This window comes from Fluviibacter sp. (assembly GCF_057744235.1).
Map to the genome: position 1 here is coordinate 1 of NZ_JBIJFP010000015.1, position 23,409 is coordinate 23,409.

Below are 23,409 nucleotides of genomic sequence, written 5' to 3' on the forward strand. Positions count from 1 at the left end.
CGCATGAGTGATGAAGCAACACCCCAGCGCGAGCGCCATGATGCGCCAGGCGGCAACCGTGGGCAGCAACAGCGTCAACGCGACAACAACACCCAAAGAGCGCCGCGCCAGCAAGCCGCGCCCATGACCAATGCCATGGCCAATGCCTTTGCCAAGCTAAGGAAATAAACATGATCACGGTTTACGGCATCAAAAATTGCGACACCATGAAAAAAGCCTTTGCCTGGCTTGAGACCAATAGCATTGAATATACCTTTGTCGATTACAAAAAGGCAGGCGTTGCCGAAAGCCACCTACCAGAGTGGATCAAACGCGCCGGTTGGGAAACCCTGCTCAACACCCGTGGCCTGATGTGGAAAAAACTCACCGACGAAGAGCGTGCCGATATTGATGCGAAAAAAGCACACCAACTGATGATTCAGTACCCGAGCATGATCAAGCGGCCTGTGCTCGACACCGGCAAGAAACTCCTGGTTGGCTTTAGCCCCGAAACCTATGCCGCAGAACTCAGCTAAAAGCGAAGCGGTATGCCCGTGGTGCACGGGCTTTGATCTCTATCGCCAGTACCATGATGAAGAGTGGGGTGTGCCGCTAAGAGACGACCGCGCCCTGTTTGAACTACTGATTCTTGAAGGTGCTCAAGCCGGGCTCTCATGGTCAACCGTGCTTAAAAAACGCGAACACTATCGCCAGGTATTTGATGGCTTTCGGCCTGAACTCATTGCCCAATACGACGCTCACAAGGTCGCCGCCCTACTCGCTGACCCCGGCATCATTCGCAACCGCGCCAAAGTCGCGGCCTCCATCCAGAACGCCAGGGCCTTTCTAGCGATCAAGGACACTGGCCAACATTTTAGCGACTATCTTTGGCAATTCGTTGGTGGCACACCGATTCAGAACCACTGGGCCAATATGAGCGAAGTACCGACCAGAACACCGCAAGCCGTTGCCATGAGCAAATCCCTACAAAAGCTTGGCTTCAAATTCGTCGGCCCGACCATCTGTTACGCCTTCATGCAGGCGGCAGGCATGGTCAACGACCACCTCACGCATTGCCCACGACACAAGGCCGTTCAAGCGTAACCCAACGCACGGGCAATCTTGTTTCTGGCAACCGTGGGCTTTGGCACCTGCCCTCTGGGCAATTCAAACCAGTTGCGGACATCCTCATCGAGGGCAATGCCATGCATGTAGTTATAGATGGCTTTTCTGAGGCCCTGGCCCAGGAGATCGTGATCCACACCGGTCGGATCAATAAACGCCACATCATTTTTAGCAAAGCTGATCGGTGGCAGCGGCTGCAAGGCAATGCCATAGGCTGAGGGGTCCTGGCCGACGGGCGAATGCACCGTGCAGGTAAAGCGGTGAAAGAAGCCGCTCTGGATACAACCGTTTTCAAAGAGCTGGCGCACATACTCCAGCGCATCGACGGTGTCCTGTAGCGATTGCGTGGGAAAGCCATACATCAGATAGGCGTGCACCAGAATGCCGGCATCGGTAAAACCACGGGTGACTTGCGCCACCTGTTCGACGGAGACGCCCTTCTGCATCAGTTTGAGCAAGCGGTCAGACGCCACTTCCAGGCCACCGGACATGGCAATACAGCCGCTGTCGGCCAATAGTTCGGCCAGTTCAGGTGTAAAGGTTTTTTCGAAACGGATATTGCCCCACCAGGAGATGGTGACGTTGCGACGGATCAGTTCTTCGGCGAGCGCTTTAAGCACTTTGGGGGGTGCCGCTTCATCGACAAAATGAAAACCGGTCTGTCCGGTTTCAGCGATAATCTGTTCAATGCGATCAACCAGCAAACTGGCCGAGGCTGTTTCATAGCGCGAGATGTAGTCCAGGCTCACATCACAGAAACTGCACTTCTTCCAATAGCAGCCATGGGCGATGGTCAGCTTATTCCAGCGGCCATCGCTCCATAGGCGGTGCATGGGATTGAGCATATCGAGCAGCGACAGATAGTAATCCAGCGGCAGGCCGACCCAGGTGGGTGTACCGATTGCTTCGAAAGGCACATCTGGCTCGATCCAGTGCTGATAGCGAACCTTGTTGTCAGCGTTACGAATAAAAGTACGCACGAGGCGTTCTGCAGAGCGTTGCCCTTGAAGATGCTCAATCAGCGCAAGTAATGGCCGTTCACCGGCATCCAGCGTGATGAAGTCCACATAGTCAAAGACACGCGGATCCGTCAGTTCGCGCAGTTCGGTGTTGACGAAGCCGCCGCCCAGCACAATTTTTATTTGCGGGTTTTGCTGCTTAATCGTTTGCGCGATGCGGAACGCGGCATAGACAGACCCTGGGAATGGTACCGATAGCAATACCAGTTGGGGTTGATGCCGATCAATGGCAGCCTTTGTCAGTGACTGCAGATGCCTATCGACGAGCGTAGGCGGCGCTGCCAGTGCGTGAGCCAGCGGATCAAAGGTGGGCTGGCTACCGGCCAGAGATTCGGCATAACGCACGAATTCAAATCGTTCGTCGACGGCATGACGCAGCACGTCGGCCAGGTCATTGAGATAGAGGGTGGCGTAATGACGCGCCCGATCATGTGTGCCCAGCGCACCGAAGGCCCAGGCGACCGGATCGCCAGAGTCATCATCGTCATACGCATCCAGCGCACTAAATCTCGAGCCTTCGGGTAAATAGCCACGGCTGGCAATACGGTGACTGAGCGTACTATCCCTGCCCTGTAAAAAGGCGATGGTGGGTTCGATCGTGGCCTGATAACGATCGAAATAATCAAGGAAGTAGTTAACACTGGCGCTGCGTATTTCTTCCGGCTGAGCCAGCGCCGCATCCCGTACCTCTGTCAGCCCGTTTGCTGTAAAGAATGACAGCACCAGCCCTAACGCCAGGTCTTCCTGATGGGCATCGAACCCCTGCGAGCGCAGGAAGCCTGTCAGATACGCCGTAGACGGATACGGCGTATTGAGCTGCGTCATCGGCGGGATGAGGCTGAGAATGCGGAACGGCTGTTGTGCGTTTGTCATTGTCAGGCAGCCGCTGTATTACCCCGAGCCTTATGTAGTTTCCGGTAGCTATCGAGCAGCCGGTGGTGTCTATCGAGGTCTTTCAGCTGCATATTAGTTGGGGTTAACCCGTAGAAGCGTACACGCCCTTCCACAGAGCCAAGCACGGCATCCATCCGCTCATTGCCAAACATGCGGCGGAAATTGACTTCGTAGTCTTCCAGCGCCATCTCGTCATCGAGTAATACTTCCAGAACCACATCCAGTGCCTGATAAAACAAACCACGATCCAGCGTGTTGTCGTTGTACTGCAAGAAGGCGCCAACAAGCTCATGCGCCGCTTCAAAGTCTTGCAGAGCAAGATTGATAAGCAGTTTCAACTCTAGAACCGTGAGCTGACCCCAGACCGTATTCTCGTCAAACTGGATGCCAATCAGAGTAGCGATGTCGGCGTAGTCGTCCAGCTCATTGTTCTCTAAACGGTCGAGCAATGCTTCGAGGCTCTCTTCATCAAGCTGATGGAGGTTAAGAATATCTTCACGGAACAGCAACGCCTTATTGGTGTTATCCCAGACCAGATCTTCTACCGGATACACCTCGGAATAACCGGGCACAAGAATCCGGCAAGCCACGGCACCCAGTTGATCGTAAACGGCGGTATAGACCTCTTTACCCATGCCCTCGAGAATACCGAAAAGTGTGGCGGCTTCTTGCACATTGGCATCTTGGCCTTGTGCTGAAAAATCCCATTCCACAAAGTCGTAATCAGATTGGGCACTGAAGAAACGCCAGGAAACGATACCACTGGAATCAATGAAATGCTCGACAAAGTTATAAGGCTCGGTAACTGCCTGAGTTTCAAAGGTGGGCTTCGGTAAGTCATTAAGCCCTTCAAAGCTACGACCCTGTAGCAGTTCGGTGAGGCTACGCTCCAGCGCCACTTCAAAACTGGGGTGTGCACCAAATGAAGCAAACACGCCACCGGTGCGTGGGTTCATGAGCGTGACGCACATGACCGGATACACGCCACCGAGCGATGCGTCTTTCACTAGTACGGGGAAACCCTGGGCTTCCAGACCCTCGATGCCGGCAAGTATGCCGGGGTATTTGGCGAGGACCGCTTTCGGTACGTCGGGCAGTGCGATTTCTCCTTCGAGGATTTCGCGCTTAACGGCCCGCTCGAAAATTTCCGACAGACACTGCACCTGGGCTTCTGCCAGTGTATTGCCAGCGCTCATGCCATTACTGACAAACAGGTTCTCAATCAGATTTGAGGGGAAGTACACCACCTCCCCGTCGGACTGCCGTACATAAGGTAACGAGCAGATACCCCGTTCGCTATTGCCGGAGTTGGTATCGATCAGGTTCGAGGCGTGTAACTCACCCTCCGGGTTGTAGATCTCGAGGCAGTAGTCATCCAGAATGTCCTTGGGCAAGGCATCCTTCGGCCCCGGCTTGAACCAGCGTTCATTCGGGTAATGTACAAAGGGGGCACTGGCAATTTCTTCGCCCCAGAACGCACCGGCATAGAAATGGTTATTACTCAGGCGCTCGATATATTCGCCGAGTGCCGAGGCCAGCGCGCTTTCTTTGGTGGCACCCTTGCCGTTGGTAAAACACATGGGTGAATGCGCATCGCGGATATGCAGCGACCACACATTGGGAATGATGTTGCGCCAGGAAGCGATTTCAATCTTGATACCTAGTTCTGCCAGCAGGCCCGACATGTTGGCAATGGTCTGCTCCAGCGGCAAATCTTTACCGGCAATTCGTGTGCAGGCATCAGGCGCTGGCTTCAGGGTCAGCAGCGACTGCGCATCGGCATCCAGGCTCTCGACCTCTTCAATCACAAACTCGGGCCCGGTCTGGACGACCTTTTTAACGGTACAGCGCTCAATCGAGGCCAGAATACCGCGGCGATCCACTTCCGAGATATCCGGCGGCAGCTCAACCTGTATCTTGAAAGTCTGCTGGTAACGGTTTTCCGGATCGACAATATTGTTTTGCGACAGCCGGATGTTCTCGGTCGAGATATTGCGCGTATCGCAATACAGCTTGACGAAGTACGCCGCACACAGCGCGGATGACGCAAGGAAATAGTCAAATGGCCCCGGTGCCGAGCCGTCCCCTTTATAGCGGATGGGCTGGTCGGCAATGACCGTGAAGTCATCAAATTTGGCTTCGAGGCGAAGCTTATCGAGAAAGTTGACCTTGATTTCCATGAGGTACTTTAAACAAAAGTGACGTAACCAGCTTCTCGCTGGCTGCGTATAGCAAGAACAAATACGGTATCCATCAACGATTCATAGCGATACAGTGCCAGATAACCACGCGTATCATGCCCGATAACGAGCTCACGTAGACCGCCAGCCACTGGTCGGCCAATCAGTGGGTTTTGCAGCAACACATCAAGCGCTGTAATGATTTCTTCGATACGTTGACTGGCTTGAGGAATATCAAATCTCGCAAGATGATCGAGAATGCGATCAAAATCTTCCGTAACCTCACGGGAAATTTCAATACGGGCCATAACTGCTACGCGTTAGCTGCCAAATTTTCTTGGAAGCGGCGCTTTTACAGCTTTACCGGCAATACGCGCTTTCAAATAAGCGCGCATATCATCCCAACCGATAGTTTCTCCAGAAGCGACGATATCTGCGTAACGTTTGGCCGCGACACCTTCCATGTCCGCACGCAGCTCAACCTGCTCTGCCTTCTCGGCTATGGCAGCGAGAATAAAACTGTGGGTTGTTGTCCCAACCTGTTTGGCCGCATCGGCAATGCGGGCTTTAAGATCATCGGGCAAGCGGATTGAGGTGGTGGCCACGGTTAGCTCCTTACAAAACATGAGCCACCAATGTAGCACAAAAGTGCTACATCAGATCACTCCCACTCAATCGTCGCCGGTGGCTTACCCGAGATGTCGTAAACAACCCGGTTAATCCCACGCACTTCGTTAATGATGCGGTTACTGACCTTACCCAGCAGGCTGTGCGGCAGTTCAGCCCAATGAGCCGTCATAAAGTCTTGCGTTTCAACGGCGCGTAGCGCGACCACATACTCATAGGTGCGCCCATCGCCCATAACGCCGACACTCTTCACCGGCAGGAATACAGTGAAGGCTTGTGAAGTCTTTTCGTACCAGCCAGATGCACGCAGCTCATCAATGAAGATGGCATCGGCACGACGCAATAGATCCGCGAATTCTTTCTTCACTTCGCCCAGAATGCGCACACCCAGACCCGGACCCGGGAAAGGATGTCGATAGACCATGTCATGCGGCAGACCCAGTGCGACACCGAGTTCGCGAACTTCGTCCTTGAACAGTTCGCGCAATGGTTCCAGCAGCTTGAGCTTCATATGCTCAGGCAAACCACCGACGTTATGGTGCGATTTAATGGTGTGTGCTTTACCCGTTTTGGCACCGGCCGATTCGATCACATCCGGATAAATCGTGCCCTGAGCTAACCATTTGGCATTGACCAGTTTCTTGGATTCGGCGTCGAACACTTCAACGAATTCGCGTCCGATGATCTTGCGCTTCTGCTCAGGGTCGCTCACGCCCTTGAGGTGGCCAAGGAACTGCTCGGATGCATCGACATGCACCACTTTGACACCCAGACCACGGGCGAAGGTTTCCATGACCTGCTCGGCTTCATTCAGGCGTAACAACCCGTTATCAACGAACACACAGGTGAGTTGATCGCCAATAGCGCGATGAATCAACGCAGCCGCCACAGAGGAATCCACGCCGCCTGAGAGACCGAGAATAACTTCTTCGCTGCCGACCTGGGCACGGATCTTCTCGACCGCCTCTTCCACGTAATTCGGCATGGTCCAGTCACGACCACAACCACAAATGTCGTGTACGAAGCGGGCAAACATTTCTTTGCCCTTGAGCGTATGGGTCACTTCCGGGTGGAACTGTACAGCGTAGAAACCACGGTCCTCATCGGCCATAGCGGCAACGGGTGTTGATTCGTTATCACCAATTACTTTGAAGCCCGGCGGCAGCTGGGTGACTTTGTCACCATGGCTCATCCAGACATCCAGCAAACCATGGCCCTGATCATTGCCACGATCCTGCAGACCTTCGAAGAGCTTCGAATGGCCACGGGCGCGCATTTCGGCATAACCGAATTCACGCTTGTTAGAGCTTTCAACCTTGCCACCCAACTGTGAGGCCATGGTCTGCATGCCGTAGCAAATACCCAGTACCGGCACACCCAGTTCGAAAACGGCTTGCGGCGCCTTCCAGTCGGTGGCCTCATAAACCGAGTTTGGCCCACCCGACAGAATGATGCCCTGTGGATTGAAGCTACGAACAAAGTCGTCACTCACATCAAAAGGATGCAGTTCGCAGTAAACCTGATGTTCACGCACACGGCGTGCGATCAGCTGGGTGAGCTGTGAACCGAAATCAAGGATGAGAATCTTCTGATGCGAGCGTGACATAAGCGATGTTCGGTGAATTATTCAACGTGGTAGTTCGGGGCTTCTTTGGTGATCTGCACATCGTGAACGTGCGATTCACGCACACCGGCCGAGGTGATCTCAACGAACTGTGCCTGCTGGTGCATATTGGCGATGGTCGCGCAACCCAGGTAGCCCATGGACGAACGCAAGCCGCCCATGAGCTGGTGAATCACAGCCAGCACAGAACCCTTGTAAGGAACGCGACCTTCAATACCTTCTGGCACGAACTTATCGACGTTGGCGGTGTTTTCCTGGAAGTAGCGGTCACTCGAGCCGGCCTGCATGGCGCCCAGTGAGCCCATACCGCGGTAGCTCTTGTACGAACGGCCCTGGAAGAGTTCAACCTCGCCCGGCGCTTCTTCAGTACCGGCGAACAGGCCGCCCAACATAACGCAGTTGGCGCCAGCGGCGATAGCTTTAGCGATATCACCCGAGAATCGGATGCCCCCATCGGCGACCAGAGGCACGCCCGTGCCTTCCAGTGCTTTGGCAACATTGGCGATGGCCGTAATCTGTGGCACACCCACACCGGCAACGATACGGGTGGTACAGATCGAACCCGGGCCAATGCCAACCTTAACGCCATCGGCGCCATGATCAGCCAGCGCACGCGCCGCATCGGCCGTGGCGATATTGCCGCCGATGACCTGTACTTGCGGATAGTTCTTCTTAACCCACTGGACACGATCCAGCACGCCTTGCGAATGGCCATGCGCCGTATCAACGACGATGACATCCACACCGGCCTCAGCCAGTAGTTCGACACGTTCTTCAGTACCAGCCCCAACACCGACCGCGGCACCTGCGCGCAGACGACCAGATGCATCTTTGGAGGCATTCGGGTGTTCGGTGGCTTTGAGAATGTCTTTAACAGTAATCAGACCATGTAGCTGGAATTCGTCGTCAACCACCAGCACACGCTCGATACGATGCTGATGCATCAGTGCCTTGGCTTCTTCGATGCTGCCGCCTTCACGGACGGTGACCAGCTTTTTCTTCGGCGTCATGATCTGACGCACGGCCTGATCCAGGTTGTCTTCGAAGCGCAAATCACGGTTGGTGACGATACCCACCACTTTGCCGCTCTTATCCAGAACTGGCAGGCCGGAAATACGATGCTGCTGCGTCAGCGCCAGCACGTCGCGCACCGTCATGTTCGGGTTAATGGTAATCGGATCTTTGAGCACGCCCGATTCATAACGTTTGACCTTGGCCACTTCAGCCGCTTGCTGGGCAGGCGTGAGGTTTTTATGAACGATGCCAATGCCCCCCTCTTGCGCCAGCGCAATGGCCAGACGACCTTCAGTCACCGTATCCATGGCAGCTGAAAGCAAGGGAAGATTAAGGGTAATGTCGCGCGTTAGACGGGTTTGCAGGGAAACATCGCGCGGGAGAATTGCGGAGTGCGCCGGAACGAGCAAAACGTCGTCAAAGGTCAGCGCTTTCTGAATAAGCTGCATGGTGCCAAGCCCCAAGACACAAAACGATATTATACGGAACTCCGACCCTCACGTCTGCCCTATCCGTTAGCTTTTATGACTCGCCAACTCACCACTCGATTCTTTACAGCAGTGCTAACGGCATCGCTATGCGCCTTTCAGGGAACCGCGTGGGGCCAGATCCAGGCTGGGCGGGCGACTAATGGGACACTGATTCTGACAGACCAGGCACTGCCGAGTGATGCCACACCGTCGCCGATGGCACTGGATCAGCTAATGAGCCTGCCGGAGGCCGCATCGCAGATTCGGCCAAAAACAACCCATCCAGCGAATCCACCCGTCAATGCGCCTGAGGCAAGCTCACTCCCGAAACAGACCGCCGAACAAAAGGCCACTTGCCGGGGTATTAACCAGCGCTATGCCGAAACCCAGGCCGAATTAGCGCTGGTTGAACGAAAAAAAGCGGCGGGCACCTTGCTGATCCCGGAATCTGGTTTGGTGACCTTGCGGCAAAACCTTGCCACTCTGGAACGCATGCGCCAGCTCTGCCCGTAATCCAGACGTTACGCGTCACCAGCGTTCAGCTCGGCCGCACCGCGCTTCATGACTTTGCCTTCGGCGGCTTTCTGGCGGCGGACTTCTTTGGGGTCAGCAATCAACGGCCGATAGATCTCGACCCGATCCCGATCACGCAGAACGGCATCTGCTTTAGCGAGCTTGGCAAACACCCCCAGCTTGTTGGCACCACCAGGATCAATCTCCGGGTATTTTTGGAGGAGACCCGAGGCTTCAATGGCCTGAATAACCGTCGCTCCATCCGGCAGGTTGACCGCAACCAGCTCCTGACGGTCAGCCAATGCGTAACAGACTTCAATTTTCATGCTTTATAAACCTGACCCGCCCTCTGGACGAAGGCTTCAATAAAGGTATTGGCGATCCGGCTGAATACCGGCCCGATCACCTTTTCAAAAAGCTTACTAGAAAACTCGTAATGCAGCCGGAATTCGATCTTGCAGGCATGCTCACCGAGGGGCCTGAAATGCCATTGTCCATCAAAGCGCCGGAATGGCCCATCGACCAGTTTCATGACCATCTGCGCCGGAAACAACTTTTCGTTTTCGGTCGTAAAGTGCGACTTCACGCTTAAAAAGTCGATATGTAACGTGGCGACAGTTTTGTGTTCATCCCGGTACTTGAGCTCGGCTTTCGCACACCAGGGCAGGAACTGCGTGTAGGCCTCAACGTCATCAACCAGGGCGTACATCTGTGCCGGGGTATGTTCGACAAGAACGGTTTTTTCAACTAGCGCCATGGGAACAGAACAGGTTAAACGGCTGAAGGGTTGATAGAATGCCACATTCTAGCGAAAATCGCTGCACGCGCCCTCCCCCAGATAGCATGAGTATTGTTTCCAACAAAAAAGCCTTCCACGAGTACTTTATCGAAGAACAGTTCGAGGCCGGCTTGTCTCTCCAGGGTTGGGAATGCAAGGCCATCCGTGCCGGCCGCATTCAGATCAAGGAAGCCTATGTGGTCGTGCTGGAGGGTGAGCTCTACCTGATCGGTATGCACATTACGCCGCTGATCTCGGCATCGACACACATCAAACCGGATGCCACGCGGACGCGTAAGCTCCTTCTGCACCGGAACCAGATCGACACACTGATCGGCAAAGTGGAGCGTGCCGGTTACGCCCTGGTGCCGATTGACCTGCACTATAACAAGGGCCGGATCAAAGCGACGATAGGCCTTGCCAAGGGCAAGAAACTGCACGACAAACGCGATTCGGAAAAAGAGAAAGACTGGAAGCGTGAGCAGGGACGGCTGCTCAAAACCCAGGTTCGCTAAGCTTCGGAGGCAAGATGATCATCCCGGAGGATATTGTTCAGGCGCATGACTCGCTGATTTACGGGCTCGGCCTGGCCGCCTCAGTTGTCTGCTCGGTAACTGGCGTTCTGGTTGCCCGCGACAAAGGAGTCGATCTTTTTGGCGCCCTAATGGCAGCCGTGGCCACATCATTGGGTGGCGGCACGGTACGTGACTTGCTCCTGGGACGCAAGGTCTTCTGGATGGCGGATGAGACCTATCTCTGGGTCACCGTCATCACAGGCTTCATCACTTTCTTTGTGACGCGAGTACGACACTTGCCGGAAAAACTATTCCTGATTCCGGACGCCATCGGGCTAGCACTCTTCGCCATTGTAGGGACCCAGGTGGCTCTGGACCTGAACATGCCCTGGCTCACCGCCAGCCTTCTAGGCGTGGTGACCGCTGTTTTTGGTGGACTCCTGCGCGACACCATGATTAACGAAGTGCCGCTGGTGTTCACCAGCGAGCTCTATGCCACCGCGGCCTGGATCGGTGCCATGACCCTGATCTGTCTGGATGCGTTAGGCGTTGATGTGAAACTTGCAGCGTGGATTGCACTTTGTGCCTGTATTACGGTGCGCATGATGGCCATTCGCTGGAAGATTACTCTTCCCCGCTTTCACCATCGGGCATAAAAAAGGGCATCCTTGCGAATGCCCCCTGGTTGATTAATACGCGTTGATTCAACCCCGCTTGGCGATTTGCTGCCAGGTATCAACCACCGTATCCGGATTCAGCGACAGGCTGGTGATGCCCTTCTCGGTCAGCCACTCGGCCAGATCCGGGTGATCCGATGGGCCCTGACCACAAATACCAATGTATTTGCCCGCCTTGTTACAGGCTTCGATGGCACGCTCCAGCAGCATTTTGACTGCCGGATCCCGCTCATCAAACAGCGAGGCCACCAGTCCGGAGTCGCGATCCAGGCCCAGCGTAAGCTGTGTCAGATCGTTCGAACCAATGGACATGCCATCGAAGTACTGCAGGAATTGATCAGCCAGCAGCGCATTGGATGGAATTTCGCACATCATGATGAGCTTCAGATCATGCTCGCCACGACGCAGGCCATGGCCGGCGAGCAGCTTTTCTACCTGCTCAGCTTCGCCCAGCGTGCGTACAAATGGCACCATCAGTTGCACGTTGGTGTAGCCCATCACTTCACGAACCGTACGCATGGCCTTACATTCCATGGCGAAACAATCCTGGAAAGTCTGTGCAATGTAACGTGAGGCGCCGCGGAAGCCCAGCATCGGGTTTTCTTCTTCTGGCTCATATAGATCACCACCCAGCAGCTTGCGGTATTCGTTCGATTTGAAGTCGGACAGACGCACAATCACCGGCTTCGGCCAGAAGGCGGCAGCAATGGTTGCGACCCCCTCAACCAGTTTGTCGGTAAAGAAGCTGACCGGATCCGCATAGCCACGGGCACGACGCTCGATCTCTTCACGCTTACTGGCTGGCAACCGGTCGATTTCCAGAATGGCTTTCGGGTGGACCCCGATGATGTTGTTAATGATGAATTCCACACGAGCCAGACCCACCCCTTCATTGGGCAGCTGTGCAAAATCAAACGCCAGTTCCGGGTTACCCACGTTCATCATGATCTTAACCGGAATCGGCGGCAGTTCACCCAGATCGCGCGTCGTCACTTCATATTGCTGAGCGCCTCGATACACATGGCCGGTATCCCCTTCGGCACAGGACACGGTAACGACATCGCCTTCAGTCAGTGTCTCGGTCGCATCGCCACAACCAACAATCGCAGGAATACCCAACTCACGGGCAATAATTGCTGCGTGACAGGTGCGGCCGCCACGGTTCGTCACAATCGCTGCAGCGCGCTTCATCACCGGCTCCCAGTTCGGGTCGGTCATGTCGGCAACCAGCACATCGCCGGGTTTAACGCTATTCATCTCGGCCGGATCATTGACCACACGCACCGGACCAACGCCGATTTTCTGGCCAATGGCACGGCCCGAGGCTAGCACCTTGCCATAGCTCTTCAGCGCAAATTTTTCGACCTTGTCCTTCGACTCCTGCGACTTCACGGTTTCAGGACGCGCCTGCAGGATATACAGACGGCCATCGGTGCCATCGCGGCCCCACTCGATGTCCATCGGGCGCTGATAGTGTTTCTCGATGATGTCGGCGAAACGGGCCAGCTCCAGAACCTCGTCATCGGCAATCGAAAACTTGTTGCGATCGGCTTCCGCCACATCAACGGTGTGGGTCGATTTACCGGCGATTTTGTCAGTCGAGAAGATCATCTTGATCAGCTTCGAACCCAGGTTGCGGCGAATCACGGCCGGACGTCCCTCACGCAGCATCGGCTTGTGTACATAGAACTCATCCGGGTTCACGGCGCCCTGTACAACCGTCTCACCCAGTCCATAAGACGACGTCACGAAAATGGCATCTCGGAAACCGGATTCGGTATCCAGCGTGAACATCACACCAGCTGCGCCCTTGTCTGAGCGGACCATGCGCTGAATACCCGCAGACAGCGCCACATCGGCGTGCGCAAAACCCTTATGCACGCGATAGGCAATGGCGCGATCATTGTAGAGCGACGCGAAAACTTCCTTGATCGCGTGCAGGATATTTTCCAGACCGCTGATGTTGAGAAAGGTTTCCTGCTGACCCGCAAACGAAGCATCCGGCAGGTCCTCTGCCGTCGCAGACGAGCGCACGGCAAACGAAGCGTCCGGGCCACTTTCAGCAATCAGGGCCGCATAGTGAACAGCGATTTCTTTCTCGAGCTGTTCCGGGAACGGCGTCTCAACGACCCACTGGCGTATTTCGGCACCCGTTTTCAAGAGCTTATCGACATCATCGACATCCAGGCCCGACAGGCGCGCATTGATCATGTCGGCCAGGCCATTATGCGCAAGGAAGGCACGATAGGCTTCGGCCGTGGTTGCAAAACCACCTGGCACGCGCACACCGGCGGTCGACAGCTGGCTAATCATTTCGCCCAGTGACGCATTCTTGCCGCCGACTTCCTCGACGTCCGTCATGCGCAGTTCTTTGAAGTTGATAACAAAGGCGTTCATCAAAAATCCCCTGTGAGTGAAAGTTAAAAATTCAGTAAAAAGGAAAGCGGCTAAAAATTGGTTGCTGCCTGACGGCGCTCGGCTGTTTCTCGTCGCGCCAGAGCGCGCTGTGCCTGACTCAGGGTTTCGCGGAAGAAACCGGCATGAGTGGCTGCTGCCTGTCTGGCTGCGCCGGCATTTTGCTGCCGCACCGCTGCCACAATCGCTGTCCATTGATCGATCAGCATGCGACTGGCCACAGGAACGCTCAGCAGTTCACTCAGATTAAAAACAATGTCTTTGTGCAGCAAGCCCTGCACCGTCGACATCATGTGCGCTATAAAAACGTTATGCGCTGCTTCAGCCAGTGCCTGGTAAAAACGCCTATCGGCAACAGCAACGGCTTCGATATCGAGCGCCATGATGGCACTGGCAGCCTCAACAAGCGCCGCTTCGAGCCGTACTAGATCTGCTGGCATTGCCCGCATGGCTGCCCATTCAGCACACTGGCTTTCGAGCACGGCACGGAATTCAATCAGATCATCACTCAGCGCCGGATGCGACGCCAGCATGCCGGCCCATGGATCGGCGACCGCATCATTCAACTGGTCGGCAACGAAGGTCCCGCCCCCCTGCCGACTGTAGAGCAGGCCTCGGGAAACGAGTTTCTGTAAGGCCTCACGTAAAGAGGGCCGGGACACACCCAGCTCCTGTGCCAGTTCACGCTCAGACGGCAGACGGTCACCGGCTTTCAACGCACCTTCAAGAATGCGTTGCTCCAGTTGATGCGCCACAGTGTCCGATAAACGCGTCGTGCTCATGTGATCAAGAACCAGTCTTTAAATCCCTAATTGGTCTTACCAATTTCTAGGAAGATTGAATAGTTCACAATTTATCACAGAGAAATTCTGAAACACCAGTGTTTAAAGTGAAATATTTTCAATCCACTAGGATGTTTTTGGTATGACCAATTTACCAAACATAAAAACAACGGTTTAGATACAATGCAAGAACTATGACAAAACGTACTGTTTTTTTCGTCTCCGACGGCACTGGCATTACCGCTGAATCGCTGGGACACAGCCTACTGAGCCAGTTTGAAGGCGTGGAATGGATCCAGCAACGTCTACCCTTTATCAATACCCGCGAGAAAGCGCTGGAAGCGGTACAACGCATCGAGGCGGTTGCCGAGCGGGATGGTTGTTGCCCGATTGTATTTACCACGCTAGTCGACGATGAAATTTCCACGCTGCTGGAACACGCACCCGCCCTCTGCCTGAACTTCTTCAAAACCTTTCTGGCACCGATTGAAGCCGAAATCAACATCAAATCCACACACACCGTGGGTCGTACCCATGGCCGTACCGATAGTTCCGATTATAAAAACCGGATTGAAGCCATCAACTACACGCTGGCCCACGATGACGGTATTACGGATCGCGATCTGAGCACCGCTGATGTGATTCTGGTGGGTGTGTCACGCTGCGGCAAAACACCAACATCGCTCTATCTGGCGATGCAGTTCGGCATCAAGGCCGCGAACTTCCCGCTGATTCCCGAAGACTTCGATCGTGGCACCCTGCCCGGTACCCTGAAGGATCATAAAGGCAAGCTCTTCGGCCTGACGATTCAGCCGGAACGCCTGGCACAGATTCGCGAAGAACGTCGTCCCAACAGCAAATACGCGTCACTGGCCAACTGTCGCCAGGAAGTGAGCGATGCTGAGAAGATGATGCGTCGTGAAGGCATTCACTGGCTGGACTCATCCAGCAAGAGCATCGAAGAAATCTCGACCACCGTGATGCAGGAAATCCGCCTGGAGAACAAGGCGACAGCCTTCTAAGTAAGTCGCTGACGCACCTGCTCAAAAAGACAGACCGCCGCTGCCGCGTTCACGTTGAGTGATTCCATCCCACCCGGCATAGGGATCGTCAGCCGTTGGGATGCCTGCGCCGCCAGGGCAGGATCAACACCTTGGCCTTCATTGCCGAACAGCCATGCGGTTGGTTGCCGGAGGTCGTGGGTATACAGCAGCGAGCCCCCTTCCAATAGCGTTGCGGCAATGGTACCGGAGTATGCTTTTAAAAAGTCCTTTAGGTCCACATCCGCCAATACCGTAGACAACCATTGAGCCCCCTGGGCGGCTCTCAGGCAACGGGGTGACCAGGGATCCGCACAGCCTGGTGAAAGTACCATCTGACGAATCCCTGCGGCGACCGCCGTGCGAATGAGACTACCGACATTACCCGGATCCTGGACGCGATCCAGGACCAGCGTATCCTGGCCAAGGTCCATTGGCCGTTCTAAAGCCGGTTGTGCGGATATGGCTAAAAGGCCGCTGGGCGAATCCGTCAGCGCAAGTTGATCGAACAGTAAATCCGGCACCGCCACCACACGTGCCTCTGGACATTGTGTCAACAAGGTATGCACTTCCCGGTCGTGGCTGACGCGCTCCGCCAGAACGATAATTTCAGGTTGGCCGCCAGCCGCCAGCAGCATCTGCAGCAGATGCACCCCTTCAGCCAATACCTGAGCATGCTGCGCCCGGGCCCGTTTGCTTTCGGCCAGCTTTCGCACATACTTGATCAGAGTGTTCTGGCGAGAGGCAATATGTTCCATCAGGCAACTCCGGGCAATACGCATTGCGCAACCGGGCCAAAGCTACGCCGATGCGCCGGTGTCGGGCCATGCGCCTGTAATGCCGCCAGATGCGCTGCTGTCGGGTAACCCATGTGCTGTTTGAAGCCATACATCGGGTAACGCACGTCCAGCGCCACCATCTGGGCATCTCGTGTAGTTTTAGCCAGAATCGATGCGGCCGAGATCGCGGCTTCCTTGGCATCACCTTTGATAATGGCCTCGGCCGTACAGGCCAGGCCCATCGGCACGCGATTTCCGTCAATGAGCGCATGCGCCGGCAACACCGACAAACCCTCGATGGCACGACGCATGGCGAGCATGGTGGCCTGCAGAATATTGATCTGATCAATTTCTGCAGGGCTGGCTTCTGCCACACACCAGGCAATAGCCTTCTCCCGAATCTCTTCAGCCAGTCGCTCACGCACCCTGGCACTGAGTTTTTTGGAATCTGCCAGACCGGTAATCGGCTTTGCCGGATCCAGAATGACTGCGGCAGCAACCACGGCACCTGCCAACGGCCCACGTCCGGCTTCATCAACGCCACAGATCCAGTGACTGGACTCACTCATTGGAAAGAACGATACACAGGGTTGATGCAGTCCAGCACGGCATCGGCCGCACGCTCGGCCGAGCTCTGCCGGAGCTTCTGATGAATCGATGCAAAGGCACTTTCCATCTCGGCACGACGGTTCGGTTGTCGCCAGAGCTGAATCAGAGCATCCGATAATTTCTCTGCCGTCGCCTCCTCCTGCAATAGTTCAGGCACCACCAGACGCCCCAGCAGAATATTCGGCAGACCGACCCACGTGAGATAGCGTAACTTTTTATAGACCCAGGCTGAAAACGCCGACAATCGATACGTAATGATCATCGGACAACGCAGTAAAGCGGCTTCGAGGGTAGCGGTACCGCTACATACCAGCGCCAGATCACTTGCTGCCAATGCGTCGCGGGCGTGACCGAAGAGAATGCGTACGCGCAACTCGGCAACCGCATGGGCTTTGAGTGCTGCTTCAAACAGCGCCCGCGTTTCTTTGGTGGTTAGCGGCACCAGAAAGAGCGCCTCGGGCAGCGCCTGCGCAACCCGGTTGGCCGTTTCCACAAAGAGCTGCGCATGATAGGCCAGTTCGGACTGTCGACTACCCGGCATCAGCGTGATCAGTGGTGCCGCTTCAGGCAAGTTAAGCGATTGGCGCACCTGCTGACGATTGATCGCCGGATCAATCTCATCCGCCAGCGGGTGTCCGACAAAGACCGGTGCTAGCCCCTGGCCCTGGTAGCACGCCGGCTCAAAGGGGAACAAACAGAGCAGCTGATTGACCGCAGCCACAATTTTTTTGGTACGTCCGCGGCGCCAGGCCCAGACCGTGGGACTGACATAATGCACCGTCGGAATCCCTGCCTTCTTGAGCTGACGCTCAACGGCGAGGTTGAAATCCGGTGCGTCGATGCCAATCATCACATCTGGCTGCCAGGCTTTAAGTTTTGCCGTAATCCCCCGACGAATCGATAGAATTTCCGGCAGATGCGCAACCACTTCAGCCGCGCCACGCACAGCCAGCTTTTCCTGTTCATACTCGCTACGCAAACCCGCAGCGATCATTTTCGGGCCACCGATGCCGTAGAACTCGGCATCGGCGTAACGCGCTTTCAGCGCATCAATCAGACTGGCACCTAGCACATCGCCCGACGCTTCTCCGGCCACCAGGGCAATACGCAGCGGACGAGACATGCCAACCGATCAGATTAACGAATGATGCCGCGCTGCGACGATGCGAGAAACTCGTTGAGCACCGCAACTTCGGGGAAGCTTTTCTGCAAGTCATCGAGCTTGACGCGGGCTTCTTCCAGACTCAGACCGGACTTGTAGACCGCCCGGTAAGCCTGCTTGATGGCATTGACGGCTTCCACCGAAAAACCACGACGCTTGAGCCCTTCGGCATTGATACCGCGCGGAATCGTCGGATAGCCCTGCGCCATCACATAAGGCGGCACATCCTGAACCAGCATGGAACCACCACCAATCATGGCATGCGAGCCGATGCGTACAAACTGGTGATAGCCCGTGTGGCCACCCAGAATCGCCCAATCGCCGACTTCGCAGTGTCCTGCTAGCTGTGCATTGCTGGCCAACACATTCTGGTTTCCGATACGGCAATCATGAGCCACGTGCACATAGCCCATGACCCAGTTATCGGAACCGATCGAAGTGATGCCTTTATCCTGTACCGTGCCAACATTGAAGCTAACGAATTCGCGGATGGTATTACGATCCCCGATTTCCAGGCGAGTGGGCTCTCCGTTGTATTTCTTATCCTGGGGAACACCACCCAGCGCCGCGTAATGGTAAATCCTGTTGTCGCGACCAATCTGTGTATGACCCTCAATCACGCAATGGGAACCTATGCTGGTACCATTGCCGATCTTGACATGCTCTCCGATGATTGTGAAAGCACCGACGTTCACACCAAAGCCGAGTTCGGCTTTTGGATGAACAATAGCGCTCGGGTGAATGGTGACCATATCACTCACCCATCTTACGGTGGGCGCACATCAGATCCGCTTCGGCCACCACCAGGCCATCGACCTTGGCAACCGCCTTGTATTTGTAAATACCCCGTTTGTTCGCAACCATCTCGGCGTAGAGATCAATCCGATCCCCCGGGCCGACCGGGCGCTTGAAGCGGGCATTGTCGATACCGGCAAATAAATACAGATCGTCAGCCGCCTGCAGGGTTTCTTCTTCCGAAGCCGAGGCAAACGTCAGAATCGCTGCGGCTTGGGCCATGGCTTCCATAATCAGTACACCCGGCATCACCGGGTACTCCGGGAAGTGCCCCGTAAAACAGGGCTCATTCACCGTCACATTCTTGATGGCATGAATCGACTTGCCGTAATCGATATCTTCGACGCGATCCACCAGAAGAAAGGGATAACGATGCGGGAGAATCTTACGAATCTGGTGAATATTCAGCTGTGGCATGTGGATGACTCCCCGGTATGTTGTGCAGTCAAAGACTGGATTTGTGATTCGAGTGCCTGAACCTTGCGGGCCAGTGTATCAAGCTGACGCAAATTGGCCGCGATATGCAACCAGTCTGCATGTTGCAGGCTTGGAAAAACACCGGTGTATTGACCCGGTTTCCGGATATTCTTGATAACTGCCGTACCACCCGAAATGGTCACATCATCCGTAATTTCGATGTGACCCGAGAACATGGCTGCCCCACCAATAATGCAGCGTTTGCCGATGGTTGTACTACCGGCAATACCGGCGCAGGCAGCAATGGCGGTGTGATCACCGATGCGGCAATTGTGACCGATCATGATCTGGTCGTCGATTTTGACGCCATGACCGATAAGTGTGTCATCCAGAGCACCGCGGTCAATACAGGTGTTGGCCCCGACTTCAACATCATCTCCCATCACGACACGACCAATCTGCGGAATCTTGACCCACGCGTCTCCGTCCTTCGCGTTGCCAAAACCATCGGCACCAATAACAACGCCGGCATGCAGGATTACCCGGTCACCGATCTGGCAATCATGGTAAATCACCACATTCGGGTAGATCACGGCATCATCCCCAATGACAACATTTTCACCGATCACAACCCCAGGATGAATGACAGCGTTGCGGCCAATTTTTGCGGATGGCGAAATCACGGCCGTGGGATGAATGGGCTGTTCGGGCACTCGCACCGGATTAAGCAGCTGGCTCACCCGGGCGAAATAGAGATACGGATTTGCTGTCAGAATATGCGGACGAGGGAAGTGCCCTGCGGCCTCCATTGGCAGAATGAGTGCCGTGGCCTGCGTTGTTGCCAGCAACGGCGCGTATTTGCGCTGTGACAGAAAGCTGATCTGCCCTGCCCCGGCATCGGCCAGCGGCGCGATGGTTTCAACCGTAACAGCACCATCGCCGACCAGATCGCCACCGAGAGCCGACTGAATATCGGCCAGCGACAGACTCACGCGACGATGGCTCATTGTGCCGGCAGCTTTCCGTCATCGGCCAGTGCCTTGATGATCTTGTCAGTAATGTCGATACGGGGACTGAAGTAAACAGCATCCTGAACGATCAGGTCATATTTATCCGCTTCTGCAATCTGCTTAAGTGCCTTGTTGGCACGATCCAGCACCACGGCCATGGCCTCGTTACGTCGGACATCCAGGTCCTCACGGAACTCACGTTGTTTACGCTGAAATTCACGGGAGGCATCGGCAATCTCGCGCTCACGATTACGACGCTCAGCATCAGACATCGTGGCACCATTTTTCTCAAGCGCATCCTGCTGGCTCTTGATCTGCTTACCGAGTTTCTGCAGTTCCAGCTCGCGTTTTGCAAATTCAGTGGTCAGTTTCTTATTGGCCTTAACGGCAATCGGTGCCTGATCAAACAAACGCTGCATGTCGACAAAACCGATTTTTACATCTGCCAGCGCTGACGCCGAAAATAAAAAGGCGCTCGCCACCAAGACACTTGAAGCTCGTATCGAATAACGCATGACTGACATCATTTTCTCTTTAGAAAGCACTACCCATGGTGAACTGGAATGGCTGCTTCTGCGCCCCAGGCCCGGCACCGATAGGATAACCCAGGCTGAACTTGAGCGGTCCCACAGGCGATACCCACGACATGCCGACACCAACAGAGGTGGCAACCGTGTTATTCGTTGGACTGCACACCATCCCCGGATAACAGCCCGGTGCTGCAGAACCTGTGGCACCCACATAGCCAACGTCATAAAAAACGTTCCAGCGCAGCGTATCACCCAAACCGGGCAAAGCCCCCTGGAACTCGAAGTTACCGGTTGCGATTTCGTTACCACCGATATACGAAGTGCCACCGCCGGCGTTAGTCGCCTGCGGGCCAACCGTACCCGGCTTATAACCGCGGACGGAACCAATACCACCGCCATAGAAGTTTTTATAGAACGGATAGGCCTTATCCCCCATCCCCTGACCGTAACCCAGGTTAACGTTGGCCATAGCCAACAGGGATTTCTTCGGCGTCAGCGGCACAAAATGTTGCTGCTGATACGACAGTTTGTAATAGGCAATGCTCCCGGGTGGGCTCGCCAGCTCAACCCCAGCTGCAAAGCGGTTACCTTTGGTCGGCATGATATTGGAATCAAACGAATTAAGGCGCCAGCCCAAGCTGGAAATCAGCGAAGTATTGGTCGAACCGTACTTCTGTGTGAAGTTGTAAATGTTATACGGGACATTAGGGTAGTTATAGGTTGTATTCGGCGTCACACTGGTATCTGTCACCGTCACCGTACTTGCACCCGACAAATCAATATTGGTTGAATCGATGGTAAAGCCCAGATTGGTGCTACTCGTTTCACTCAGCGGGTAGCCAAATCGGATACCACCGCCGCCTGACATCGTCTTATACGTGGACAGCCAGTCCAGCGTCGCCGAGTTGAAAGTCTTGTAGTAGCCGTCGTAGCCGATACTGATGCCGTTGACCGTGTAATACGGGTCGGTATACGACAGGCTGTAGAGCGTATTGACCTTACTGGTGTTAACTGAAAGCGTGGCGTTCTTACCGCTACCAAAAAGATTGTTCTGGCTGATCGATCCGGACAGGGTGAGCTTTTCATAGCTGGAGAAACCAGCACCAATCTGGAAGCTACCTGTTGATTTTTCTTCCACATTGACGTTCGTATCAACCTGGTCGTTGGTACCGGGCACAGGTGGCGTCTGGATATCTACCTGCTTGAAGAAATCTGTCCGCATCAGACGTTCCCGCGACAGTTTGATCTTGTCGGCGTCATACCAGGCTCCCTCGATCTGACGCATATCCTGACGAACAACTTCATCACGGGATTTGGTATTGCCTGTAATGTTGACCTTACGCACATACACCCGACGACCCGGATCCACAAACAAGGTAAAACCAACCAGCCGTTTTTCACGGTTCACATCCGGTGCGGCATTAACGTTGGCAAAAGCATAGCCTTCCTTGCCCAGTCGTTCGGTAATGCCCTTGATGGTGTCGTTGACCTTGGCACGCGAGAAATCCTGTCCCGGAGCAATCTTGATCAGTTTGCGAATGTCCTGTTCGGGGACAATGAACTCACCCACCACCTTGACACTGCTGATCAGATAACGGTTACCTTCGCTCTGCGTGATGGTTAGATAGATATTTTCCTTATCCGGACTAATCGAAACCTGCGTGGAATCGATCGCATAATCCAGATAACCCCGATCCTGGTAAAAAGAACGCAGTTTTTCCAGATCAGCCGTCAGCTTCTGCCGTGAATACTGATCGCTCTTGGTGTACCAGGAAATCCAGGTCGGCGTGCTCTGCTCGAACAGATCCAGCAGCTCGGTTTCCGGATAGGCTTTGGCGCCGATAATATTGATTTCACGAATCTTAGCGGTTTCACCTTCAACGATGTTGAAGTTGATGCCCACACGATTACGCTCAAGGGGTGTCACTGTCGTCGTGATCTCTACCGCATATTTACCGCGTGACAAATACTGACGCTTCAGTTCCTGCTCGGCACGTTCCAGCACGGATCGGTCAAAAATACGCGAATCGGCGAGGCCCACTTCCTTCAGAGCCTTGAGGACAACGTCCTTTTCAAATTCTTTGAGACCTTCAAACGTGATCGAAGCAATCGCAGGCCGTTCGACAATAGTAACAATCAGATCGTGGCCTTCAGCTTCGATCCGTACATCCTTGAAAAAACCGGTGGCGTACAAAGCGCGAATGGCTTCGGTAATTTTGGCCGCATCGACTGTTTCACCCACCTTGATGGGTAAATAAGTAAAGACGGTACCGGGCTCGGTACGCTGCAGGCCTTCAACACGGATATCGCGAACGACAAAGGGATGGAACGAGGCCGCTTCATGCAGCTGTTGTGCCCAGACATCAGTCATTGTCGTCAATGACAGTAAACCCATGAAACAGGCCGCCCACAAGCGATGTTTCATAAAACGCGGTTCTAGAGGGGATGAACGCTT

The 23,409-nt window shown here is 54.7% G+C and carries 24 protein-coding genes; 6 read left to right on the forward strand and 18 right to left on the reverse strand.

What is annotated here, in order from left to right:
• Nucleotides 1-170: 170 nt before the first annotated feature.
• A complete protein-coding gene (locus AC3GOJ_RS07845; RefSeq protein WP_488236909.1) occupies nt 171-515 on the forward strand; it encodes an ArsC family reductase in 345 nt (114 codons plus the stop codon).
• On the forward strand, nt 496-1,083 hold the full coding sequence (locus AC3GOJ_RS07850) for a DNA-3-methyladenine glycosylase I (protein ID WP_488236910.1): 588 nt from the start codon (nt 496-498) through the stop codon (nt 1,081-1,083). The genes AC3GOJ_RS07845 and AC3GOJ_RS07850 overlap by 20 nt, the downstream gene beginning before the upstream one ends.
• On the opposite strand, the gene AC3GOJ_RS07855 is transcribed toward AC3GOJ_RS07850, so the two are convergent.
• From AC3GOJ_RS07855 to guaB, 6 genes are read right to left on the reverse strand one after another with little or no spacing between them, the layout of a single operon-like run.
• Nucleotides 1,074-2,996 (reverse strand): B12-binding domain-containing radical SAM protein, encoded by a 1,923-nt coding sequence (locus AC3GOJ_RS07855; RefSeq protein ID WP_488236911.1) that lies wholly within the window; start codon nt 2,994-2,996, stop codon nt 1,074-1,076. The genes AC3GOJ_RS07850 and AC3GOJ_RS07855 overlap by 10 nt on opposite strands.
• Nucleotides 2,997-2,998: 2 nt before the next feature.
• A complete protein-coding gene (locus AC3GOJ_RS07860; RefSeq protein WP_488236912.1) occupies nt 2,999-5,197 on the reverse strand; it encodes an OsmC domain/YcaO domain-containing protein in 2,199 nt (732 codons plus the stop codon).
• A gap of 8 nt (nt 5,198-5,205) precedes the next feature.
• The gene (locus AC3GOJ_RS07865) at nt 5,206-5,505 is read right to left on the reverse strand and encodes a type II toxin-antitoxin system RelE/ParE family toxin (protein ID WP_488236913.1); all 300 of its coding nucleotides are present in this window, start codon (nt 5,503-5,505) and stop codon (nt 5,206-5,208) included.
• Nucleotides 5,506-5,517: 12 nt separating this feature from the next.
• A complete protein-coding gene (locus tag AC3GOJ_RS07870) occupies nt 5,518-5,802 on the reverse strand; it encodes a CopG family transcriptional regulator (RefSeq protein WP_488236914.1) in 285 nt (94 codons plus the stop codon).
• A 56-nt stretch (nt 5,803-5,858) separates the two neighbouring features.
• Nucleotides 5,859-7,430: a glutamine-hydrolyzing GMP synthase gene (guaA, locus tag AC3GOJ_RS07875; RefSeq protein ID WP_488236915.1), complete on the reverse strand. Its 1,572-nt coding sequence runs from the start codon at nt 7,428-7,430 to the stop codon at nt 5,859-5,861.
• Nucleotides 7,431-7,447: 17 nt separating this feature from the next.
• Nucleotides 7,448-8,911, reverse strand: a complete 1,464-nt coding sequence (gene guaB / locus AC3GOJ_RS07880; protein WP_488236916.1) for an IMP dehydrogenase — start codon at nt 8,909-8,911, stop codon at nt 7,448-7,450.
• 75 nt (nt 8,912-8,986) lie between these two features.
• Between guaB and AC3GOJ_RS07885 the strand changes: the two genes are divergently transcribed.
• A complete protein-coding gene (locus tag AC3GOJ_RS07885) occupies nt 8,987-9,445 on the forward strand; it encodes a hypothetical protein (RefSeq protein WP_488236917.1) in 459 nt (152 codons plus the stop codon).
• Between the two features lie 8 nt (nt 9,446-9,453).
• On the opposite strand, the gene AC3GOJ_RS07890 is transcribed toward AC3GOJ_RS07885, so the two are convergent.
• Both AC3GOJ_RS07890 and AC3GOJ_RS07895 read right to left on the reverse strand, forming a co-directional pair.
• Complete coding sequence (locus tag AC3GOJ_RS07890; RefSeq protein WP_488236918.1) at nt 9,454-9,771, reverse strand: RnfH family protein; 318 nt, start codon at nt 9,769-9,771, stop codon at nt 9,454-9,456.
• The gene (locus tag AC3GOJ_RS07895; RefSeq protein ID WP_488236919.1) at nt 9,768-10,202 is read right to left on the reverse strand and encodes a type II toxin-antitoxin system RatA family toxin; all 435 of its coding nucleotides are present in this window, start codon (nt 10,200-10,202) and stop codon (nt 9,768-9,770) included. The genes AC3GOJ_RS07890 and AC3GOJ_RS07895 overlap by 4 nt, the downstream gene beginning before the upstream one ends.
• Nucleotides 10,203-10,288: 86 nt before the next feature.
• Between AC3GOJ_RS07895 and smpB the strand changes: the two genes are divergently transcribed.
• Together smpB and AC3GOJ_RS07905 are read left to right on the forward strand one after the other, a co-directional pair.
• Nucleotides 10,289-10,738: an SsrA-binding protein SmpB gene (gene smpB / locus AC3GOJ_RS07900; RefSeq protein WP_488236920.1), complete on the forward strand. Its 450-nt coding sequence runs from the start codon at nt 10,289-10,291 to the stop codon at nt 10,736-10,738.
• A 14-nt stretch (nt 10,739-10,752) separates the two neighbouring features.
• Entirely contained in the window at nt 10,753-11,394 is a 642-nt protein-coding gene (locus tag AC3GOJ_RS07905; protein WP_488236921.1) for a trimeric intracellular cation channel family protein, read from the forward strand.
• A 48-nt stretch (nt 11,395-11,442) separates the two neighbouring features.
• Here AC3GOJ_RS07905 and ppsA read toward each other — a convergent pair whose 3' ends face one another.
• Nucleotides 11,443-13,812: a phosphoenolpyruvate synthase gene (gene ppsA / locus AC3GOJ_RS07910; protein WP_488236922.1), complete on the reverse strand. Its 2,370-nt coding sequence runs from the start codon at nt 13,810-13,812 to the stop codon at nt 11,443-11,445.
• Nucleotides 13,813-13,862: 50 nt separating this feature from the next.
• On the reverse strand, nt 13,863-14,612 hold the full coding sequence (locus tag AC3GOJ_RS07915) for a GntR family transcriptional regulator (RefSeq protein WP_488236923.1): 750 nt from the start codon (nt 14,610-14,612) through the stop codon (nt 13,863-13,865).
• 194 nt (nt 14,613-14,806) lie between these two features.
• Between AC3GOJ_RS07915 and ppsR the strand changes: the two genes are divergently transcribed.
• Nucleotides 14,807-15,634 (forward strand): posphoenolpyruvate synthetase regulatory kinase/phosphorylase PpsR, encoded by an 828-nt coding sequence (gene ppsR / locus AC3GOJ_RS07920; protein ID WP_488236924.1) that lies wholly within the window; start codon nt 14,807-14,809, stop codon nt 15,632-15,634.
• Here ppsR and AC3GOJ_RS07925 read toward each other — a convergent pair.
• The 8 genes from AC3GOJ_RS07925 to bamA are packed head-to-tail and all read right to left on the reverse strand — an operon-like array spanning nt 15,631 to nt 23,325.
• Nucleotides 15,631-16,410: a TrmH family RNA methyltransferase gene (locus tag AC3GOJ_RS07925; RefSeq protein WP_488236925.1), complete on the reverse strand. Its 780-nt coding sequence runs from the start codon at nt 16,408-16,410 to the stop codon at nt 15,631-15,633. The genes ppsR and AC3GOJ_RS07925 overlap by 4 nt on opposite strands.
• Entirely contained in the window at nt 16,410-17,000 is a 591-nt protein-coding gene (gene rnhB / locus AC3GOJ_RS07930; protein ID WP_488236926.1) for a ribonuclease HII, read from the reverse strand. The genes AC3GOJ_RS07925 and rnhB overlap by 1 nt, the downstream gene beginning before the upstream one ends.
• The gene (gene lpxB / locus AC3GOJ_RS07935; protein ID WP_488236927.1) at nt 16,997-18,163 is read right to left on the reverse strand and encodes a lipid-A-disaccharide synthase; all 1,167 of its coding nucleotides are present in this window, start codon (nt 18,161-18,163) and stop codon (nt 16,997-16,999) included. Before lpxB ends, rnhB begins: the two co-directional genes overlap by 4 nt.
• A 14-nt stretch (nt 18,164-18,177) precedes the next feature.
• Complete coding sequence (gene lpxA, locus AC3GOJ_RS07940; protein ID WP_488236928.1) at nt 18,178-18,954, reverse strand: acyl-ACP--UDP-N-acetylglucosamine O-acyltransferase; 777 nt, start codon at nt 18,952-18,954, stop codon at nt 18,178-18,180.
• A 1-nt stretch (nt 18,955) separates the two neighbouring features.
• Nucleotides 18,956-19,405: a 3-hydroxyacyl-ACP dehydratase FabZ gene (gene fabZ, locus AC3GOJ_RS07945; RefSeq protein ID WP_488236947.1), complete on the reverse strand. Its 450-nt coding sequence runs from the start codon at nt 19,403-19,405 to the stop codon at nt 18,956-18,958.
• The gene (lpxD, locus tag AC3GOJ_RS07950) at nt 19,402-20,421 is read right to left on the reverse strand and encodes a UDP-3-O-(3-hydroxymyristoyl)glucosamine N-acyltransferase (protein WP_488236929.1); all 1,020 of its coding nucleotides are present in this window, start codon (nt 20,419-20,421) and stop codon (nt 19,402-19,404) included. The genes fabZ and lpxD overlap by 4 nt, the downstream gene beginning before the upstream one ends.
• On the reverse strand, nt 20,418-20,939 hold the full coding sequence (locus AC3GOJ_RS07955) for an OmpH/Skp family outer membrane protein (RefSeq protein ID WP_488236930.1): 522 nt from the start codon (nt 20,937-20,939) through the stop codon (nt 20,418-20,420). The genes lpxD and AC3GOJ_RS07955 overlap by 4 nt, the downstream gene beginning before the upstream one ends.
• Nucleotides 20,940-20,958: 19 nt before the next feature.
• Nucleotides 20,959-23,325: an outer membrane protein assembly factor BamA gene (gene bamA / locus AC3GOJ_RS07960; protein WP_488236948.1), complete on the reverse strand. Its 2,367-nt coding sequence runs from the start codon at nt 23,323-23,325 to the stop codon at nt 20,959-20,961.
• Between the last annotated feature and the right edge of the window lie 84 nt (nt 23,326-23,409).

Bases quoted from the DNA above. Each gene is read 5' to 3' on its own strand.
- rnhB (WP_488236926.1), bottom strand. From the start codon at position 17,000: ATGAGTGAGTCCAGTCACTGGATCTGTGGCGTTGATGAAGCCGGACGT.
- AC3GOJ_RS07860 (WP_488236912.1), bottom strand. From the start codon at position 5,197: ATGGAAATCAAGGTCAACTTTCTCGATAAGCTTCGCCTCGAAGCCAAA.
- AC3GOJ_RS07925 (WP_488236925.1), bottom strand. From the start codon at position 16,410: ATGGAACATATTGCCTCTCGCCAGAACACTCTGATCAAGTATGTGCGA.
- AC3GOJ_RS07955 (WP_488236930.1), bottom strand. From the start codon at position 20,939: ATGCGTTATTCGATACGAGCTTCAAGTGTCTTGGTGGCGAGCGCCTTT.
- AC3GOJ_RS07915 (WP_488236923.1), bottom strand. From the start codon at position 14,612: ATGAGCACGACGCGTTTATCGGACACTGTGGCGCATCAACTGGAGCAA.
- lpxB (WP_488236927.1), bottom strand. From the start codon at position 18,163: ATGTCTCGTCCGCTGCGTATTGCCCTGGTGGCCGGAGAAGCGTCGGGC.
- AC3GOJ_RS07845 (WP_488236909.1), top strand. From the start codon at position 171: ATGATCACGGTTTACGGCATCAAAAATTGCGACACCATGAAAAAAGCC.
- AC3GOJ_RS07885 (WP_488236917.1), top strand. From the start codon at position 8,987: ATGACTCGCCAACTCACCACTCGATTCTTTACAGCAGTGCTAACGGCA.
- ppsA (WP_488236922.1), bottom strand. From the start codon at position 13,812: ATGAACGCCTTTGTTATCAACTTCAAAGAACTGCGCATGACGGACGTC.
- AC3GOJ_RS07895 (WP_488236919.1), bottom strand. From the start codon at position 10,202: ATGGCGCTAGTTGAAAAAACCGTTCTTGTCGAACATACCCCGGCACAG.
- lpxD (WP_488236929.1), bottom strand. From the start codon at position 20,421: ATGAGCCATCGTCGCGTGAGTCTGTCGCTGGCCGATATTCAGTCGGCT.
- AC3GOJ_RS07905 (WP_488236921.1), top strand. From the start codon at position 10,753: ATGATCATCCCGGAGGATATTGTTCAGGCGCATGACTCGCTGATTTAC.
- guaA (WP_488236915.1), bottom strand. From the start codon at position 7,430: ATGTCACGCTCGCATCAGAAGATTCTCATCCTTGATTTCGGTTCACAG.
- bamA (WP_488236948.1), bottom strand. From the start codon at position 23,325: ATGACTGATGTCTGGGCACAACAGCTGCATGAAGCGGCCTCGTTCCAT.
- lpxA (WP_488236928.1), bottom strand. From the start codon at position 18,954: ATGGTCACCATTCACCCGAGCGCTATTGTTCATCCAAAAGCCGAACTC.
- AC3GOJ_RS07850 (WP_488236910.1), top strand. From the start codon at position 496: ATGCCGCAGAACTCAGCTAAAAGCGAAGCGGTATGCCCGTGGTGCACG.
- AC3GOJ_RS07865 (WP_488236913.1), bottom strand. From the start codon at position 5,505: ATGGCCCGTATTGAAATTTCCCGTGAGGTTACGGAAGATTTTGATCGC.
- guaB (WP_488236916.1), bottom strand. From the start codon at position 8,911: ATGCAGCTTATTCAGAAAGCGCTGACCTTTGACGACGTTTTGCTCGTT.
- AC3GOJ_RS07890 (WP_488236918.1), bottom strand. From the start codon at position 9,771: ATGAAAATTGAAGTCTGTTACGCATTGGCTGACCGTCAGGAGCTGGTT.
- smpB (WP_488236920.1), top strand. From the start codon at position 10,289: ATGAGTATTGTTTCCAACAAAAAAGCCTTCCACGAGTACTTTATCGAA.
- ppsR (WP_488236924.1), top strand. From the start codon at position 14,807: ATGACAAAACGTACTGTTTTTTTCGTCTCCGACGGCACTGGCATTACC.
- AC3GOJ_RS07855 (WP_488236911.1), bottom strand. From the start codon at position 2,996: ATGACAAACGCACAACAGCCGTTCCGCATTCTCAGCCTCATCCCGCCG.